Source organism: Burkholderia sp. 4NA327C6, assembly GCF_005502655.1.
GTDB lineage: Bacteria > Pseudomonadota > Gammaproteobacteria > Burkholderiales > Burkholderiaceae > Burkholderia > Burkholderia contaminans.
In genome coordinates, this window is sequence record NZ_SCNZ01000002.1 from 242,110 (window position 1) to 259,470 (window position 17,361).

General features: G+C 68.1%; 17 protein-coding genes and 1 pseudogene. 10 read left to right on the forward strand and 8 right to left on the reverse strand.

The features are described 5' to 3' along the window. Positions 1 to 16 precede the first annotated feature (16 nt). The 3 genes from FFS49_RS02980 to FFS49_RS02990 form a co-directional block, all read right to left on the reverse strand. The gene (locus FFS49_RS02980; protein WP_105818144.1) at positions 17 to 775 is read right to left on the reverse strand and encodes an N-acetylmuramoyl-L-alanine amidase; all 759 of its coding nucleotides are present in this window, start codon (positions 773 to 775) and stop codon (positions 17 to 19) included. Positions 776 to 894: 119 nt separating this feature from the next. Continuing rightward, on the reverse strand, positions 895 to 2,514 hold the full coding sequence (locus FFS49_RS02985; RefSeq protein WP_105818143.1) for an FAD-dependent oxidoreductase: 1,620 nt from the start codon (positions 2,512 to 2,514) through the stop codon (positions 895 to 897). Continuing rightward, positions 2,514 to 4,028 carry a polyamine aminopropyltransferase gene (locus tag FFS49_RS02990; RefSeq protein ID WP_039360775.1) on the reverse strand — a complete coding sequence of 505 codons (1,515 nt, stop codon included), beginning with the start codon at positions 4,026 to 4,028 and terminating at the stop codon, positions 2,514 to 2,516. The genes FFS49_RS02985 and FFS49_RS02990 overlap by 1 nt, the downstream gene beginning before the upstream one ends. A gap of 136 nt (positions 4,029 to 4,164) precedes the next feature. Here FFS49_RS02990 and FFS49_RS02995 point away from each other — a divergent pair, with 136 nt between their 5' ends. From FFS49_RS02995 to FFS49_RS03015, 6 genes are read left to right on the forward strand one after another with little or no spacing between them, the layout of a single operon-like run. Then, on the forward strand, positions 4,165 to 4,551 hold the full coding sequence (locus FFS49_RS02995; RefSeq protein WP_059239663.1) for a DUF350 domain-containing protein: 387 nt from the start codon (positions 4,165 to 4,167) through the stop codon (positions 4,549 to 4,551). Between the two features lie 27 nt (positions 4,552 to 4,578). Further along, entirely contained in the window at positions 4,579 to 5,613 is a 1,035-nt protein-coding gene (locus FFS49_RS03000) for an SPFH domain-containing protein (RefSeq protein WP_105818142.1), read from the forward strand. Between the two features lie 9 nt (positions 5,614 to 5,622). After that, entirely contained in the window at positions 5,623 to 7,140 is a 1,518-nt protein-coding gene (locus FFS49_RS03005) for a DUF4178 domain-containing protein (RefSeq protein WP_105818141.1), read from the forward strand. Further along, positions 7,137 to 7,286, forward strand: a complete 150-nt coding sequence (locus FFS49_RS41850) for a hypothetical protein (protein ID WP_155291822.1) — start codon at positions 7,137 to 7,139, stop codon at positions 7,284 to 7,286. The genes FFS49_RS03005 and FFS49_RS41850 overlap by 4 nt, the downstream gene beginning before the upstream one ends. Next, complete coding sequence (gene speD, locus FFS49_RS03010) at positions 7,283 to 7,687, forward strand: adenosylmethionine decarboxylase (protein ID WP_105818140.1); 405 nt, start codon at positions 7,283 to 7,285, stop codon at positions 7,685 to 7,687. Before FFS49_RS41850 ends, speD begins: the two co-directional genes overlap by 4 nt. A gap of 5 nt (positions 7,688 to 7,692) precedes the next feature. After that, positions 7,693 to 8,079, forward strand: a complete 387-nt coding sequence (locus FFS49_RS03015; RefSeq protein ID WP_105818139.1) for a hypothetical protein — start codon at positions 7,693 to 7,695, stop codon at positions 8,077 to 8,079. 127 nt (positions 8,080 to 8,206) lie between these two features. On the opposite strand, the gene FFS49_RS03020 is transcribed toward FFS49_RS03015, so the two are convergent. Further along, positions 8,207 to 8,659 carry an SRPBCC family protein gene (locus tag FFS49_RS03020; RefSeq protein ID WP_039360788.1) on the reverse strand — a complete coding sequence of 151 codons (453 nt, stop codon included), beginning with the start codon at positions 8,657 to 8,659 and terminating at the stop codon, positions 8,207 to 8,209. Between the two features lie 189 nt (positions 8,660 to 8,848). Between FFS49_RS03020 and FFS49_RS03025 the strand changes: the two genes are divergently transcribed. After that, positions 8,849 to 9,889, forward strand: coding sequence for a bifunctional nicotinamide-nucleotide adenylyltransferase/Nudix hydroxylase (locus FFS49_RS03025; RefSeq protein WP_046548352.1), 1,041 nt, complete (start codon positions 8,849 to 8,851; stop codon positions 9,887 to 9,889). Positions 9,890 to 9,962: 73 nt separating this feature from the next. Then, positions 9,963 to 11,396: a nicotinate phosphoribosyltransferase gene (locus FFS49_RS03030; RefSeq protein ID WP_105818138.1), complete on the forward strand. Its 1,434-nt coding sequence runs from the start codon at positions 9,963 to 9,965 to the stop codon at positions 11,394 to 11,396. 36 nt (positions 11,397 to 11,432) lie between these two features. Here FFS49_RS03030 and FFS49_RS03035 read toward each other — a convergent pair whose 3' ends face one another. After that, a complete protein-coding gene (locus FFS49_RS03035; RefSeq protein WP_105818137.1) occupies positions 11,433 to 12,299 on the reverse strand; it encodes an NmrA family NAD(P)-binding protein in 867 nt (288 codons plus the stop codon). 154 nt (positions 12,300 to 12,453) lie between these two features. On the opposite strand from FFS49_RS03035, the gene FFS49_RS03040 reads away from it, so the two are divergent. Continuing rightward, positions 12,454 to 13,362 carry a LysR family transcriptional regulator gene (locus tag FFS49_RS03040; RefSeq protein ID WP_105818136.1) on the forward strand — a complete coding sequence of 303 codons (909 nt, stop codon included), beginning with the start codon at positions 12,454 to 12,456 and terminating at the stop codon, positions 13,360 to 13,362. A 13-nt stretch (positions 13,363 to 13,375) separates the two neighbouring features. Here FFS49_RS03040 and FFS49_RS03045 read toward each other — a convergent pair. Further along, positions 13,376 to 14,805, reverse strand: a pseudogene (locus tag FFS49_RS03045) (PLP-dependent aminotransferase family protein). A 126-nt stretch (positions 14,806 to 14,931) separates the two neighbouring features. Between FFS49_RS03045 and FFS49_RS03050 the strand changes: the two are divergent. Beyond that, entirely contained in the window at positions 14,932 to 15,819 is an 888-nt protein-coding gene (locus FFS49_RS03050; protein ID WP_105818134.1) for a DMT family transporter, read from the forward strand. 58 nt (positions 15,820 to 15,877) lie between these two features. Here FFS49_RS03050 and FFS49_RS03055 read toward each other — a convergent pair whose 3' ends face one another. Beyond that, positions 15,878 to 16,021 carry a hypothetical protein gene (locus FFS49_RS03055; protein ID WP_223274250.1) on the reverse strand — a complete coding sequence of 48 codons (144 nt, stop codon included), beginning with the start codon at positions 16,019 to 16,021 and terminating at the stop codon, positions 15,878 to 15,880. Between the two features lie 25 nt (positions 16,022 to 16,046). Further along, positions 16,047 to 17,285 carry a diaminopimelate decarboxylase gene (lysA, locus tag FFS49_RS03060; protein WP_105818133.1) on the reverse strand — a complete coding sequence of 413 codons (1,239 nt, stop codon included), beginning with the start codon at positions 17,283 to 17,285 and terminating at the stop codon, positions 16,047 to 16,049. Positions 17,286 to 17,361 lie beyond the last annotated feature (76 nt).

Below are 17,361 nucleotides of genomic sequence, written 5' to 3' on the forward strand. Positions count from 1 at the left end.
CGGGCGTTATCGTTGTTTATAGCGGTGCCGTGCACGCGTCGATCCCGCCGGCGATCGCAGTGGACAGTTTCTGGATCGTCTCGCGTCGCGCAAGCCGTGCTTCCTCGTCCGGATTGACGATCACGCCGGCTTCGACGAGCACGGCCGGAATCGGCGCGGTGCGCAGCACGACGAGATCGTCGAAGCGGTGGATGCCGAGTTGCGGATCGATCAGCGGGCGATTCTCGCCGCGGATCGGCTGCGCGTGATACAGCGACGGCCGCTCGCCGGACGCGACCAGCCGCTCGGCGATCGCCTTCGCACAACGCAGGCTTTCCGCGTAGTGCGGATTGCGTTCCGACACGAACACCGAGAAGCCGCGGAATTCGCGCTGCCGGCCCGCGTCGATGAACTGCTGCTGCATCGAGTCGTGATGGATCGACACGAACAGGTTCGCGTCGGGCGCCTGCGTCGAACGCTGGTCGAGCGCGATCTCGCGGCCATCGGCCGACGTGCGCAGCACGCGGTCGCCATGCGTGGCGAGTTTCTCGGCGACCGCCGCGGACAGGTCGAGGTTGTACTGGTATTCGACGCGGCCGCTCGCACCGGTGGAGCCCGGGTGCGTCGGCGTATGGCCGGTGTCGACGACGATGTAGCGCCCGGAGGCGGTGCCGGTGGCGCCCGAGGTGTCGGCCGCATGCAGCGCCAGCGGTGCGGCGAGCAGCGGGGCGCAAGCGAGCACGCGCGCGGCGGCGCACACGAGCGGGCGAAGGCGTCGGATGGTTCGGTTCGTCATTGTTGTTGTCGAGGTGGGCATACGGCGCGTGGCGCGGCACCGTCGGCCTGCTCAATGCAGTCGGAATGTCGGGCGATTATAGCGGGTGGCGGTGGCGCCGCAATGACGGATGACGGCCGTCAGGCCAGCACGCGCCGGGCGGCGAGCACGCCCCAGTACGATGCTTCCTCGAACAGCGACAGCCCGGACAGATCGGCATGCGCGAACACGACGGGGCCGTCGGCATCGCGCAACGCGAGCAGCCCCGGGCGGCTCAGGAAGCCGACATCGGGCGTTGCCATCGCGTGACCGCGCACTGTGATCTCGAGCGCCGTCGCGTGTTTCCACAGATTGCGCCCGTAGACGGTCTGCAGGTCGATCGCCGCCTGTTCGCGCAACGCGTCGGGGCTGGCCTGCGCGAGCCAGCGGCGCGTGTCGTCCGGAGCTTGCGCGCTCAATGCCTGGTACGCGGAGAACACCGAGCGCGTCGGCGGCGACATGCGGATCAGCTGGTGCGTCGACACGACATAGCCGAGGCCCGCACCGTCGTAGACGACGTTGTCCCACGCGAGCGGCACGCCCGTTTCCTCGGCCGGCATGCCGTCGAGCAGGAAGTTGGACACGAGCCACGGCGCGCGCGGCGGCAGGTCGCGTGCGGGATCGAAGCCGTACGCGGCAAGCTGCGGAAACACGCGCGCCGCGACGAACAGCGGCATCGCGCACACGACGCGCCGTGCCTTCAGCGTGAACGTCGACAGCGCGCCGTCGTTGCCGACGCGCGCGCACAGTACGTCTACACCGCCCGCGCGTTCGGTCGCGCGCACCGCGAAGCCGTCGCGCGACCACGCATTCGAGCCGGTGCGTGCGGTGATCGAATCGGCGAGCTTCGTCACCATCGTATGCAGCCCGTCGGGCCAGGTCAGCACCGCGCCGTCGCTGGCGTCGCCCGCGTGGCCGCCGCGCGACGAGAAATAGTGCAGGCCGGCCCATGCCGAAACATGCTCGTAGCCTGCGCCATAGTCGTCGCGGCAGCAGTAATTCAGGTACCAGTGCAGCGCCTTCGCGGTGTAGCCCTCGTCGAGCAGCCACTGGCGGAACGAGCGCCGGTCCAGCGCGCGCCAGCGCGGGTCGCGCGACGATTCCGCGATCGGGATGCAGAACACCTTGCGGCCATCGGCGCCGCGCGCGGTGCGCAGCCCGTCCGTGTACGCGAAGAAGCGTGCCTGCTGCGCGAGCTCGTCGGCGCCGAGGCCGGCCGTCGGCACGATGCCGTCCTGCCACTGCCCGGCGATGAAGAGCCGTTCGTCGGGTGCATGGACGACCACGCGCTCGTCGTACACCGGGCGCGCGGAAAACGGCGACGCCTCGATCACGCCGAGATCGGCGAGCATGTCGCGCAGATGCGCGGATTCGAGTGACGGCAGCGGCAGGTAGTGCGCGCCTTTCGGATAGCCGAGCTCGCCGAAGCGGCCGCCTGCCGCGTTGCCGCCGAATTCGGGCCCGGCGAGCACCGCGAAGCGCTTGTGCCCCGCGCGTGCGAGCTGCCACGCGCACGACAGCCCGGCGGCACCCGCGCCGAGGATCGCGACGTCGGTCTCGATCGTGCCGGACGGCGGCGGCAGCGTCGCATGGTCGCGCAGCGCGTGGCCTTCGCGCATGCCGGGGTAGCCGACATGCGGCGTCGTCTCGATCCAGCCGGTGCGCCCGCAGGCGGCGAGCGACGCGGCCGCCGACGCGACGAGGAACGTGCGGCGGTCCATCAGCGCAGCACGTGTTTCCAGTCGTCGTCGAAACGGCGCACGAGCGGCTGGTCGTTGAGTTCGTTCGGCGACATCGGCAGCGCCGGCATGTCGGCCGGGAAGTGGAACATCTCGGCGGCCGTCTGCGCGTCGAGCCAGCGCGTGGGCACCGAGTAGTGCGTCGGCACCGTGAAGTCGCGGCGCTTGCCGGCGATCACGAAGCCCCAGTCGCCGAACGACGGCACGTAGCAGTGGTACGGCCACGTGTTGAGCCCGGCTTCGTGCAGCGTCGCGATGATGGTCCAGTACGCGTGCGGCGCGAAATACGGCGACGTCGACTGGATCACCGCGTAGCCGTTCTCCGACAGGTGGCGCGCGAGCAGCCGGAACACGGGCACGGAATACAGCCGGCCGAGCCCGAAGTTGGTCGGATCGGGGAAGTCGACGACGATCGCGTCGTACACGTCGGCATTCGATTCGAGCCAGCGCACCGCGTCGTCGTTGATCACGTGCACGCGCGGGTCCTTCAGCGAACCCTGGTTCAGCTTGACGAGCGGGGCGGACGTGGAGAACAGCTTCGTCATCGCGGGATCGAGATCGACGAGCGTGATCTGTTCGAGGTTGCGGTGCTTCAGCAGCTCGCGCACCGCGAGGCCGTCGCCGCCGCCGAGCACGAGCACGCGCTTCGCCCACGGCAGCGCCTCGATCGTCGGGTGGATCAGCGCCTCGTGATAGCGATGCTCGTCGCGCGACGAGAACTGCAGGTTGCCGTTCAGGTACAGCCGCATGTCGTCGTGCCACTGCGTGAGCACGATGCGCTGGTACGGCGTCGTTTCCGAATAGATCGTCTCGTCGCCGTACACGCCGTGTTCGGCCCAGTGCGTGATGCGGTCCGACAGCGCGAAGCCGGCGACGAGCAGCCCGATCACGAGCGACGCGCGCATCAGCTTGCCGCGTACGTTGCGGATCTCGTCGCGGAACAGGTGCGTCGTCCACAGCGCGACGCATGCATTCAGGAGCCCGAACAGGAAGCTGGTGCGCAGCAGGCCGAGACGCGGCGCGAGTACCAGCGGGAAGATCAGCGACACGGCAAGCGAGCCGAGATAGTCGAAGGTCAGCACTTCGCTGACGGTATGGCGAAACGCCTGGCGCCGCTGCTGGAACGCGCGCATCACGAGCGGGATCTCCATCCCGATCAGCAGGCCGAGCGCCAGCACCAACGCGTAGAGCGCCGCGCGGAACGGCGCGGCCAGCCACGCGAACACCACGAACAGCAGCGCGGCCGACACGCCGCCGAGCAGGCCGACGAGCAGCTCGATGTCGACGAAGCGGTCGAGCACGTCGTCGTCCTCGACGAACTTCGCGAGCCACGAGCCGATCCCCATCGCAAACAGGTAGCAGCCGATCACCGACGAGAACTGCAGGATCGAATCGCCGAGCAGGTAGCTGGACAGCGCGCTGCTGATCAGTTCGTAGCCGAGCCCGCACGACGCGAGCACGAGAATCGACAGGACGAGCGCGCGCCTATGCAGCATGGCGCGTCCGTTGTGCAGCGCTCGGCAATGTGGATATACTGGCGCGGATTTTCGAGGGGCGGCCATCCGTCCGCTGGCCCTGCATGGGCCGGCCGGCGACGGGGCGGCGAACCGAGCACGAAATCCGAGGGAAAGAATGAATAGTGCCTATCTCTATGCGGTTCATTTACTGTCGGCGTTCGTGCTGCTTCTCGTGTTCGCGGCAGTGTACCTGAAGGTCACCCCGTTCGACGAACTGGCGCTGATCCGCGACGGCAACGCCGCCGCGACGCTGTCGTTCGGCGGTGCGCTGATCGGCTTCTGCCTGACGCTCGCCTCCAGCATCGCGCACAATTCCACGCTCGGCGAGGTCGTGATCTGGGCCGTCGGCGCGATGATCGTGCAACTGATCACCTATGCGGCGCTCACGCGCCTGATGCCCGGCATGAATCATGCGATCGAGGATCGCAACGTCGCAATGGGCGGCCTGATGGGCACCGCGTCGCTCGTCGTCGGCATCATCAATGCCGCCTGCCTGACCTGACGCGCCACGCGTTTCGAGGAGACCGACATGAGTCTGGGATCGTTTATCCGCAAGCAGTTCGTCGACGTCCTGCAATGGACGGAAGACACCGACGGCGTGCTGGCCTGGCGCTATCCGATGGAAGACCAGGAAATCCAGTACGGCGGCAAGCTGACCGTGCGCGAAACGCAGGTCGCGATCTTCGTGAACGAAGGCAAGGTCGCCGACGTGTTCCAGCCGGGGCTGTACACGCTGGAAACGAACACGCTGCCGGTGCTCACGTACCTGAAGAACTGGGACAAATTCTTTCAATCGCCTTTCAAGTCGGACGTCTATTTCTTCAGCACGCGGCTGCAGCTCGGCCGCCGCTGGGGCACCGCGCAGCCGGTGACGATCCGCGATCGCGAATTTGGCTTCGTGCAGGTGCGCGCGTTCGGCATCTACTCGTACCGGATCGTCGACGCGGGCGCGTTCCATCGGGAAGTGAGCGGCACGCGCGCGCAGTACACGGTCGACGATCTCGAACAGCAACTGCGCAACCTGGTCGTCACCGCGATGAGCACGACGTTCGGCTCGGCCGACGTACCGTTCGTCGACATGGCCGCGAACCAGTCGCTGTTGTCGCAGCGTGTCGCCGAGGCATTGGTGCCGGTGTTCACGCGCTACGGCCTTGCGCTCGACGCCTTCGCGGTTGAAAGCGTGTCGCTGCCGGCCGAATTGCAGAAGGCGCTCGACCTGCGGATCGGCGCGGGGATGGCCGGCGATCTCGCGCGCGCCACGCAATACCAGACCGCGCAGGCGATTCCGCTCGCCGCGCAGAACCCGGGCGGCATCGCCGGAATCGGCGCGGGGCTCGCCGCGGGTGCGGCGATCGGGCAGGCGATGGCCGGTCAGATGGCGGGCACCGCGCAACCGGCGCCCGCCGCGGCACCGGTGGCCGCGGCACCGACTGCCGCGCCGGCGGAAGGCACCGATTACGTGCAGCGGCTCGAACAGTTGAAGGCGCTGTTCGACAAGGGCCTCGTGACCGAAGACGAATATTCGCGCGCGAAGGCCGAGATCCTCGCGAAGCTCACCCGGTAAGCGTCGCGCATGTTCAGTACCTCGTGCCCCCAGTGCGGCGCGCCGGTCGAGTTTCGCTCGGCGGCGGCGGTGATGGCCGTCTGCGCGTTCTGCCGCAGCACGCTGCTCAAGCACGGCACCGACGTCGAACGCATCGGCGAACTGGCCACGGTGCTCGACGATGCGTCGCCGATCCAGATCGGCACGGCCGGTCGCTACGGCAAGCGTGCGTTCACGGTGCTCGGGCGCATCCAGATGACCTACGACGCCGGCGCGTGGAGCGAGTGGTACGTCGTGTTCGACGACGGCACGTTCGGCTGGCTGTCGGATGCGTCGGGCCAGTATGCGATCACGGTGCGCGAGCCCGACGATGCGTCCGGCGGCGCGTGGCCTGCGTTCAGCACGCTGGAACCGGGCATGCGGATCGACCATGGCGGCCGCGCGTTTCTCGTGTCGGACGTGCGCATCGCGCGCTGCACGGGCGGCGACGGCGAGTTGCCGTTCCGCGTCGACGCCGGCTGGGAGGCGCGCGTCGTCGACCTGCGCACCGGCAACGCATTCGCGACCTACGACTATTCCGACGCCGATTCGAACGGCGGGAGCCCGGCCGTCTATACGGGCGAAGCGCTCGAATTCGATGCACTCGCATTCACCGGGTTGCGCGATACCGACCACGACACGCGCGAGAAGCGCGGTGCGGAGATGGTGCCGTTCGCGTGCCCCAGCTGCGGCGCACCGCTGTCGTATGCGCCGAACGTCGCCGACTACGTGGTGTGCGGCAGTTGCCATGCGGGCGTGCAGTGCACGGCCGAGCAGCAGACCGTGTTCGCGGCGCAGCGCAAGCTCGAAGCGGTGAAGGGTGCGCTGGCGCTCGGCGCGATCGGCACGTTCGACGGCGTGAAGTACACGGTGATCGGGATGATGCGTTGCCGCGTGCCGGGCGACGAAGAGACGTGGGACGAGTACCTGCTGCTGAACCCGAAGCGCGGGTTCCTGTGGCTCGTGCACAGCGAAGGGCGCTGGGAGCGCGTGCAGGTGCTCGACCAATGGCCGACGATCGGCAGCGATGCCGACGTGACCGACGGCGACAAGACCTACCGCCTGCGCGAGGAATATGACTCGGAGGTCGTCTACGTGGTCGGTGCGTTCAACTGGCGCGTGCAGGTCGGCGATCGCACGTCGATCATCGACTACGGCTGGCAGAAGGACAAGCTGACGCGCGAGCGCAGCGACGCGGAGATCGTCTGGTCGCGTGCGCGGCCGCTGTCGGGCAGCACGCTTGCCGAACGCTTCGGCACGCCGGCGCTCGCGACCGCCGCGGCTGCGGCGGCAACGGGCGCCACCGCGTCGACGGGTCTGTTCGGCCGGAAGGGCCCGCACAGTTTCGCGCCGCTGCCGCTCGTGTTCAGCGCGTTGCTCGTCATCCTGAACATGGGCTCGCTGTTCTCGTTCAGCGGCCGCTCCTTCTACGTGCTGGTCGGCCTGCTGGTGCTGTGGCTGCCTGAGTGGCTGTGGAAGAGCTTTGCGTCGGACGGGGGCAACGCGTGATCCGGTACATCCTCTACGGCATCTACGGCCTGATCGTCGTCACGCTGTTCAGCTGCGCATCGATCGGCGGCAGCGGGTCGGGCGGCAGCGGCTGGGGCAGTTCGTCGGCCCGCAGCGGCTACTCGTCGTACGGGTCGCACAAATGACCGCGCGCGACGGGATCACGCCACCGCGCGCGACGTTCGGCTCGCATGTGCTGGCCGACCTGGCCGGCATCGACGCGGTGCTGCTGCGCGACGCCGCTCGGCTCGAGTCGATCCTCACCGAAGCAGCGCAGCAGGCGGGCGCACGCGTGATCGGCGCGCATTTCCATCATTTCGGCGGTGAGCATGGTGTGACGGGCGTCGTGCTGCTCGCCGAATCGCACATCACGATCCACACGTGGCCCGAGCATCGCTTCGCGGCCGTCGACGCGTTCATGTGCGGCGCGGCGCGTGCGGCCGACGCGGTCGATGCGATCGCCGCGGCGCTCGGCACGCAGGCGCAAGTCCGGCGGCAGGTTGCGCGCGGCGGTGCGCCGACGTCGGCGGGCCATTCAAGTCCTTGACCGATATGCGTAACGGAATCCGAATTGTCGCGTTGCTCGGCTGGGCATTGCTTGCCGCCAACGCTGCCGCCGATGTGTCGCCGAAGCCGCCCGGGCCGGTCGTGATGGTGCACTTCGATTACTACGAGAAGGACAAGGCGCGCCTTCACGCGCTGGAGCAACGGCTGGATCGTGCGGTGAAGCAGGCAGGCGCCGGCGAGCTGGGCGAGACCGAATTGCATCGAGACGGCAACGACGGTTATCTGTACTTCTATGGTGCGAGCGCCGACCGCCTGTACGCGATCGCGCGCCCGATCCTTCAATCGTCAGGATGGCTGACCGGTACGGAGGTCACGTTGCGCCGCGATGCGGGGGCGGAAACGTTCCCGTTGCGCGGGGGCGGCACACGTTAGCGCGGATGCGGTTCGAACGGCGCGGCCGGAGGAGCGGCCGTTGCGGATCGGGCCGTGCAGTGTGTTTTGACGCTTGCGGATGTTGGCGACAGGCTGCCGAGCCGGGCCGTGCGGCCCGCGTCGCCTGTCAGTGCGGCAGTGCTTCGGCTTCGGCCCAGCGTTTGAACGAATCGAGACGCCGGCGCGTCTGCACGAGGTAGAACGCGCCGATCAGCGGTTCGAGCAGCCAGCGCAGCCAGGCCGGCTGGGCGCGGAAGTGGTACGTGAATTTCACTTCGGTCGTGCCGGGCGTGTGCTCGGTGAAGTTCCAGCTGCCGCTGAAGCGTTCGAGCACTTTCGGCCCGTCGACCATTTCGATGGCGGCGACCTGCGGCGGACGGTACGAGATGTAGCGCGACACCATCGTCGCGCCCGACTGGCTGCGGCAGAACGCGTCGACGCCGACGTCGGCCGTCATGCCGTCGAGCAGGTAGGCGTCGGAGAGGAAGCTGTCCCACACGAGCCGCCGCGCGTAATCCTGCGACCACGTGAAGAGGCGTCTGCGATCGACGCCGACGGTGCGGCTGACTGAGATCCTCATGATGGCGGGCGCCCTCGCGCGGAGTGGGATGAAATCGAGTGTACCGCGCCAATAACCCGTGTTTCGTCAGACTTCGTCAAGTCGAGCGTGTGCTCGAACAAGCCCGATTGACGCACCCCGGGATTTCCCCTAGGATTTGTCCATCCTTCGGGAAAGACCCGAAGCGTTTCAATCTCTTGAGGGAGCCTCATGAGTACGCAACAGAACCGGCGCTTCGACGCGCTCGTTTTCATTGGTCGTTTCCAGCCTCCGCATCGTGGTCACCTGAACGTGCTGAAGTCGGCACTGAGCCGGGCCGAGCGTGTGTGCGTGCTGATCGGATCGACCGACAAGCCCCGCACCATCAAGGATCCGTTCTCTTTCGACGAGCGCCGCCAGATGCTGGCCTCGCTGCTCGACGCGTCCGAGCGCGACCGCGTCACCGTCGCGCCGTTGCAGGATTCGACCTACAACGACGGCGACTGGGTGCGCTGGGTGCAGGACGCCGTCGCGTCCGCGCTCGGCGACATCGCGCAGCGCAAGGTCGGGCTGATCGGCCACGAGAAGGACGCAACGTCGTATTACCTGCGGATGTTCCCGCAATGGGAGCTCGTCGACGTCGACGCGACGGAAGACATTTCCGCCACCGAGATCCGCGACCAGTATTTCGCCGAACGCACCAACAGCTTCGTGCAGTGGGCCGTGCCGGAACCCGTGTTCGGCTGGCTCGAACGTTTCCGCACGCAGCCGGAATTCGCGCAGCTGAAGTCGGAAGCCGAATTCATCGCCGGGTATCGCAAGGCGTGGGCGGCCGCCCCGTATCCCGTCACGTTCGTGACGGTCGACGCGGTGGTCGTGCACTCGGGCCATATCCTGCTCGTGCGCCGCCGCAGCGAGCCGGGCCGCGGCCTGTGGGCGCTGCCGGGCGGGTTCGTGAACCAGGACGAGCGGCTCGACGCGGCCTGTATCCGCGAGCTGCGCGAGGAGACCGGCCTGAAGCTGCCGGAGCCCGTGCTGCGCGGCTCGATCAAGGATCGCCAGGTGTTCGATCACCCGACGCGCTCGCTGCGCGGCCGCACGATCACGCATGCGTGCCTGTTCAACTTCCCGACCGGCGAGCTGCCGCGCGTGAAGGGCAGCGACGACGCCGACAAGGCGCGCTGGGTGCCGCTCAACGAATTCGCGCAGATGCGCAGCGTGATGTTCGAGGATCACTTCGACATCGCGTATCACTTCCTGGGGAAGCTGTGATCCGCTGATTCCCCGCATTCCGTCCGCCGCGACAGACGCGGCGGCACTTCAACGGCCTAGAGGAGCTCTAGCCATGCAAAACGATCTCGGCGGCTTTGCCGCGGTTCTCGCCAATCCGATCCTCAACACGGACTCGTACAAGGCTTCCCACTTCCTGCAATATCCGCCCGACGCATCGGCGATGTTCTCGTACGTCGAATCGCGCGGCGGCCGCTACGACCGCACGGTGTTCTTCGGCCTGCAGATGCTGCTGAAGGAATATCTGTGCAAGCCGATCACACACGCGATGATCGACGAAGCGCGCGATTTCTTCACGGTGCACGGCGAGCCGTTCAACGAAGCAGGGTGGCGCTATATCGTCGAACGCTACGACGGCTACCTGCCGGTGAAGATCCGCGCGGTGCCCGAGGGCTCGGTCGTGCCGGTGCACAACGTGCTGATGACGGTCGAATGCGACGACCCGCAGGTGTTCTGGCTCGCGTCGTATCTCGAGACGATGCTGCTGCGCGTGTGGTATCCGGTGACGGTCGCAACGCGCAGCTGGCACCTGAGGCAGACGATCCGCCGCTTCCTCGAAAAGACCGACGACGATCTCGCGCAACTGCCGTTCAAGCTGCACGACTTCGGCGCGCGCGGTGTATCGAGCGCGGAGTCGGCCGCGATCGGCGGTGCCGCGCATCTCGTGAACTTCATGGGTTCGGATACGGTGCTCGGCGTGCTGGCCGCGAACCGTTTCTATCGGGAGCCGATGGCCGCGTACTCGGTGCCGGCGGCCGAGCACAGCACGATTACATCGTGGGGCCGCGAACACGAAGTCGATGCGTACCGGAACATGATTCGCCGCTTCGGCCTGCCCGGCGCGATCGTGTCGGTCGTGTCGGACTCCTACGATCTTTTCGCGGCGCTCGATCTGTGGGGCGGCGAGCTTCGGCAGGCCGTGCTCGATTCGGGCGCGACCCTGGTCGTGCGGCCCGATTCGGGCGACCCGGTGGCGATCGTGCTGCAGACCGTGCGCGCGCTCGACGCATCGTTCGGCTCGACCGTGAACGGCAAGGGGCGGCGCGTGCTGAATCGCGTGCGCGTGATCCAGGGCGATGGCGTCGACGAACTGTCGATCGAAGCGATTCTGTCCGCGCTCGACGACGCAGGCTATGCGGCCGGCAACGTCGTGTTCGGCATGGGCGGCGGGCTGCTGCAGCAGGTGAACCGCGATACGCAGCGCTTCGCGATGAAGTGCTCGGCGATCCGGCGTGGCGACGTATGGCATGACGTCTGCAAGGATCCGGTCACCGATCACGGCAAGCGCTCGAAGAAGGGGCGGCTCACGTTGCTGCGCCATTTCCGCACCGGTGAGTATCGGACGACAACGCTGCCCGCCGCGTGGGACGACCGGATGCTGGAGGGCGACTGGGAGGACGCGCTGGAAACGGTGTTCGATACGGGGCGCCTGCTCGTCGATACGTCGTTTGCCGAAGTGCGGGCGAGGGCGCACGCGGGGGAGGTGTGAAGCAGGCGGCGGTGTATCCCGCCGCCTCGTGCCCGCTCAGGCGGCGCGCGTGACGAGCGTGCGCAGCACGGCGTCTGCGTCGAGGTCCCCTTTCAGGACATCCGCAGGCGCCGACGCGAAATCGATCCAGCCTTCATTGAAGCCGTCGAGCATGCGCATGCGCGGTTCGGGGTAGCGCATCTGCTGCCCATCGAACAGGCCGGCCCATGTGTCGCGGGGGACGGCCTCGGCTTGTACGGGGCGCCCGAGCACGCGGGCGAACGCGGCGGCCAGGTCGTTCGGGCTGACACGCCGCGGTCCTTCGAGTTCGACGATGCGCGCACCGGACCATTCATCCTGCAGCAGGGCCGCCGCAGTGCGGCCAACGTCTTCGGTGGCAACCATCGGTACCGGCCGGTCGAGCGGCTGGAGAAAGCTGCGGATCACGCCGGCGTCGCGCGCGGTCGGGACGTCCCATGCGGCGTTTTCGAGGAACCATGCGGGGCGCAGGAACGCGACGGGCATCGGCAGGTCGCCGAACGCTTGCTCGATCATCGTCAACTGCGTCAACAGGTTCACCTGCGTCGCCTGCGCGCCGATCGTCGACAGGCAAACGACCTTGCGCGGCCGAGCGGCGCGCAACGCCGCGCCGACGGCGTCGATGACCGCGCGCGTTTCAGGGAATCCGGGCGACGGGTCGAAGCAGGGCGGCAGCAGCACGAATACGCCGGCCGTGTTCGAGAAGGCCGTTGTCAGCGCGGCGGTGTCGGTCATGTCGGCGAGTGCGACGTCGCAGCCGCGCGCGGCCCACGGCGCGGCGCGATTGGCGTCGCGCGCGACGGCCCGTACGGGCTGGCCCGCGGTGAGCAATGCCCGGGCGAGCGCGCCGCCGACCTGTCCGGTGATGCCGGTAATGGCGTACATGATTCGAAATCCTCATCGAGAAGTGGAGAAGACGGATGCCGGAACGATCGGGCTTGCCGTCGCGATGCATCGGGTTGCATGATAGGGATCGGTGATTCCTGATGGAATCGAATCCATGTCATTTGATTGGTGATCTTTTGTCATGAGTGAAATCATGAGCATCGACGGGCGGATCCTGGCGAACGTGGGCGTGCTCGCCGCGATCGTCGAAAGCGGCAGCTTCGCGCGTGCGGCCGATGCGCTCGGCCTGTCGCCGTCGGGTGTCAGCCGGGCCGTGGGCCGGCTGGAGGCGCGGGTCGGTGTGCGGCTGCTCGACCGCACGACGCGCTCGGTCACGCTGACGGACGAGGGGCGTCGCCTGTACGAGGACATCGGCCCGCTGCTCGCCGGCATCGGCGACGCGGTTACGCTGGCCGCCGGTTCGGCCGCGGCCGTGCGCGGCAGGCTGCGCGTGAATGTCGACGCGTATTTTTCCCGGCGGGTGCTGGCCCCGCATCTCCCCGCGTTCCTGGCGCGCCATCCCGATCTGTCGCTTGAACTGGCGGCGCGCGAGCAACTCGGCGATCTGGTTGCAGAAGGATTCGACGTCGCGGTGCGGTTCGGCGAACCGCCTTCGTCGTCGCTGGTGGCGCGCAAGCTGCTGGAGACGCGAGCGGTGACCGTCGCCGCACCCGCGTACGTGAAACGATACGGGCGTCCCGAGGCGCCAGCCGACCTCGTCGGCCATACGTGCATCCAGATGCGCAACACGCTGACCGGCCAGCCGCTCGAATGGGTCTATCAGCTCGGCCGGAAGCGCGTGCCGGTGAAGACGACGGGCAGGCTGCTCGTCAACGACGCCGGCACGATGCTCGGCGCATGCCTGGCCGGCGTCGGCATTGCACGCTTCAAGGCGAGCGGGGTGGCGGGGCTGATCGAACAGGGGCGGCTCGTCGAGCTGCTTACGGATTGGCGCGGCGAGGCGTTCCCGCTGTTCGCGTACTACCCGTCGCGCCATTTGCCGCCCGCGAAGGTGCGGGCGTTCGTCGATTTCGTCGCGGAGATCGTGGCGCCCGGCAGCTAGCGCGCGGCCGCCGTCACGATTCGCGGGCGAGCATGCGCCCGGTCGTGTCCGCCGCCCGCACCGCCTCCATCGCCCGCGCCAGCGCATCGAACACCACCGGCCCCTTGCAGCGCGACACGTTGAAGCGCAGGTACGACGTCGCGCCATGCGACGGGCTGAACACGTTGCCGGGCGCAAGCACTACATCGTGGTCCAGCGCATGGCGCGCGACGCGCGCGGCGTCGAGCCCGTCCGGCAACTCCGCCCACACGAACGAGCCGCCGCGCGGCTCCGTCCAGATCCGCAGCCCGGCGCGCGTGACGCGCCGGAGCGTTTCGCCCATCGCGTCCGCGAGGCGCACACGCAGGCTGTCGACGTGGCGCCGGTACGTGCCGTCGACGAGCAACCGGTGGACGACGTTCGCACCGATCTGCGCATGGCCGAACGACGTCGCAAGCTTCAGGTCGACGAGCGCCTCGATCCATTCCGGGCGCGCGGCGACGTAGCCGCAGCGGATCGCGGCCGACAGCGTCTTCGAGAAGCTGCCGATCGACACGACCCGCGACAGCCCGTCGAAGGCCGCGAGACGCGGCGCGGGCGTGCTTTCGAAATCCGCGAAGATGTCGTCTTCGACGATCAGCAGGCCGTGCTCGGCCGCGAGCGTCAGCAGCCGGTGGGCAATGGGCGCCGAGAGCGTCGCGCCGGTCGGGTTGTGCAGTGCCGAGTTGGTGATGTACAGGCGCGGCCGGTGCTCGGCGAGCACCTGCTCGAAGCGCGCGAGATCGGGGCCGTTCGGCGTGTACGGGACGCTGACGATCCGCGCGCGGTGCGCGCGCAGCAGCGCCTGGAAGTTGAAGTAGCACGGATCGTCGAGCACGACCGTGTTTTTTTTTTCGCGTGCGAGCCGCCGTCGGTCAGCATGATCTGCGTGGGTTCGGCCTGGACGCCGTGCTGCGCGAGCCGCCAGGCGAGCTGCTGGCGCATCGCGGGCAGGCCGAGCGGCGTCGCATAGTCGGTCAGCGCGTCGGCTTCGTCGCGCGACGCGGCGCGCAGTGCGCGGCGCAGGCTCTCGTCCGGCAGCCACGACGGCGGCAGCCATCCGCAACCGGGCTTGACCGACGTGGGCGCCGCTTCGAGCGACTGGCGCGACAGCCACAGCGGATCGAGCCCGCGATCGAGCTGCGGGCCGAGATCGGCGAGCGCGAGCGGCGGCGCGTGCCCCGACACGTAGAAACCCGAGCCGCGCCGCGCGACGAGCACACCTTCGCTCGCGAGCCGCTCGTACGCATCGACGACGGTCGATTTCGACACGCCGAGCGCGTCCGCCATCATCCGGATCGACGGCACGCGCGCGCCGGGCACCAGCGCGCGGCTCGCGATTCGTGCGCGCAACGTATCCATCACGGTTTCCACGCGCGTGCGCGACGGGGTGGGCGGAACGGGAAGCGGGGCGGCCTGGCTCATCGTGAAGATCGAACTGTACGGCCGGTTGTCCAGTACAGTTTGTCGGGATTGTATTGGGCTGTAGCTTACGCGCTTTTCGCGGGCGGCGGATCATCGGTCATCCACCTTCCCCGTTCAGGATTTCCCGTGCAAAAGACGACCGACGGATGGCTCAGCGGCCTGCTGGGCGTGATCATCTTCAGCGGCTCGCTGCCCGCGACGCGTATCGCGGTGCAGGGGCTCGACCCGTTGTTCCTCACCTTTGCGCGCGCGACGATCGCCGGCGCGCTCGGCCTCTTGCTGCTCGTCGTGCTGAAGCAGCGGCGGCCGACGCGTGTCGAGGCCGTGTCGCTGGCCATCGTCGCGCTCGGGGTCGTGATCGGTTTTCCGCTGCTGACGGCGCTTGCGCTGAAGCACGTGACATCGGCACACGCGATCGTGTTCGTCGGGTTGCTGCCGCTCGCGACCGCGCTGTTCGGCGTGTGGCGCGGCGGCGAACGGCCGCGGCTGCCGTTCTGGATCTTCTCGATCATCGGCAGCGGCGCGGTGGCCGCGTTTGCGCTGCGCAACGGCGGCCAGGCATCTGTGGTCGGTGATGCGCTGATGCTGGCTGCGATCGTCGCATGCGGGCTGGGTTACGCGGAGGGCGCACGCCTGTCGCGCGTGCTTGGCGGCTGGCAGGTGATCTCGTGGGCGCTCGTGCTGTCGCTGCCGCTGATGCTGCCGCTCACGTGGCTCACCCGGCCCGCGTCGTTCGACGGCGTCGATTCTGCCGCGCTGTGGGGGCTCGCGTACGTGTCGCTGTTCAGCATGCTGATCGGTTTCGTGTTCTGGTATCGCGGGCTCGCGCTCGGCGGGATCGCGGGCGTCGGCCAGCTGCAGCTGCTGCAGCCGTTCTTCGGCCTGCTGCTGGCGGCCGGGCTCCTGCACGAGGCAGTGCCGTCGTCGATGGTCGTGGTGACGGTCGTCGTGGTCGGCTGCGTGGCGGGCGCGAAATACTTCTCGAAAATGGCGCCGGTGCGGCGCGTGGGCTGACGTACAAGCCTGAACCGATGCGCGGGCGCGACCGGTCGAAGGTCGCGCCCGCGCGGCCTCAATTGTCCGGCGTGCACACGCGCAAGCGGTGGCCGTCCGGATCGAGCGCGACGAACGTCAGGCCGAACACGGCCGTCATCGGCTCCTGCTCGAACGGCACGCCGAGCGCTTTCCACGCTTCATACAGGCGCAGGCCGCGCACCCCGTTCTGTTCCGCGATGCGCGCGTTACTCGAACGTTTCGAGCGCGAGCAATTCGTCGATCGTCTGCCGGCGGCGGATCAGCCGCGGCGCGCCGCGATCGACGAGCACTTCCGGCGCGAGCGGCCGGCTGTTGTAGTTCGATGACATCGACGCGCCGTAAGCACCTGCATCGTGCAGGAACAGCAGGTCGCCGATTTGCGGCTGCGCCAGCTTGCGGTGCGTGACCACGCCGCCCGCGTCCTGCGTGAACACGTCGCCCGATTCGCACAGCGGCCCCGCGATCGCGAGATCGACGAGCGGCCGTGCGGCGGGCAGCGCGCCATCGTGCGCGTGCACCGACACCGCGTGGTAGCTGCCGTACATCGACGGGCGCATCAGGTCGTTGAAGCCCGCGTCGATCAGCACGAAGTCGTGCTTCGGCCGGCGGTTGACGGCCTGCACTTCGGTGACGAGCGTGCCGGCTTCGGCCACGAGGAAGCGGCCCGGCTCGATTTCGATGCGCACCGGGTGGCCGAGATGACGCTCGATCCGCTTGCGCGCGGCGTCCCACTGGCTGAAGTAATGACCGACGTCGACGCGCGGCTCGCCGTCGCGATACGGGATCGACAGGCCGCCGCCGGCCGAGATCGCGTCGATGTCATGGCCGAGCGACGTGACGAGATCGACCATCGCATCGCACACCTGCGACAGGTGGCCGTAGTCGACGCCCGAACCGATGTGCATGTGAATGCCGACGAGCTTCAGCCCGTACTGGCGCACGATCTCGATCGCGCGCGGCACGTCGTCGATCCAGATGCCGTGCTTGCTCTGCGGGCCGCCGGTGTTGGTCTTGTTGCTGTGGCCGTGGCCGAAACCGGGGTTGACGCGCAGCCACACGCGGTGGCCCGGCGCATGCTCGCCGATGCGCGCGAGCATGTCGAGCGAACCGGCGTTCACGGTCACGCCGTGCTTCAGCACGGCCGCGAGCGTCGGTCGGTCGATCAGGTCGGCCGTGAACACGACGCCTTCCGGCTCGCCGGCGGGGCTGAACCCGGCCGCGAGGCTGCGCTCGATCTCGCCGAGCGATACCGCGTCGACGCACGCGCCTTCCTCGCGCATCAGCTTCAGGATATGGACGTTCGAATTCGCCTTCTGCGCGTAGCGGATCACGTCGAACTGGCGCAGTTGGGCGATGCGGTCGCGGATGACGTCGGCGTCGTACACCCACAGCGGGGTGCCGTATTGCTGCGCGAGCGTCGCGAGCTGGCGGGAATCGAGGGACATGGCGGATGAATCGGGTCGAATGAACGGATAACGGGAATGATGCACCTGATCGGCTATACAGTAAAATGCCTGAATA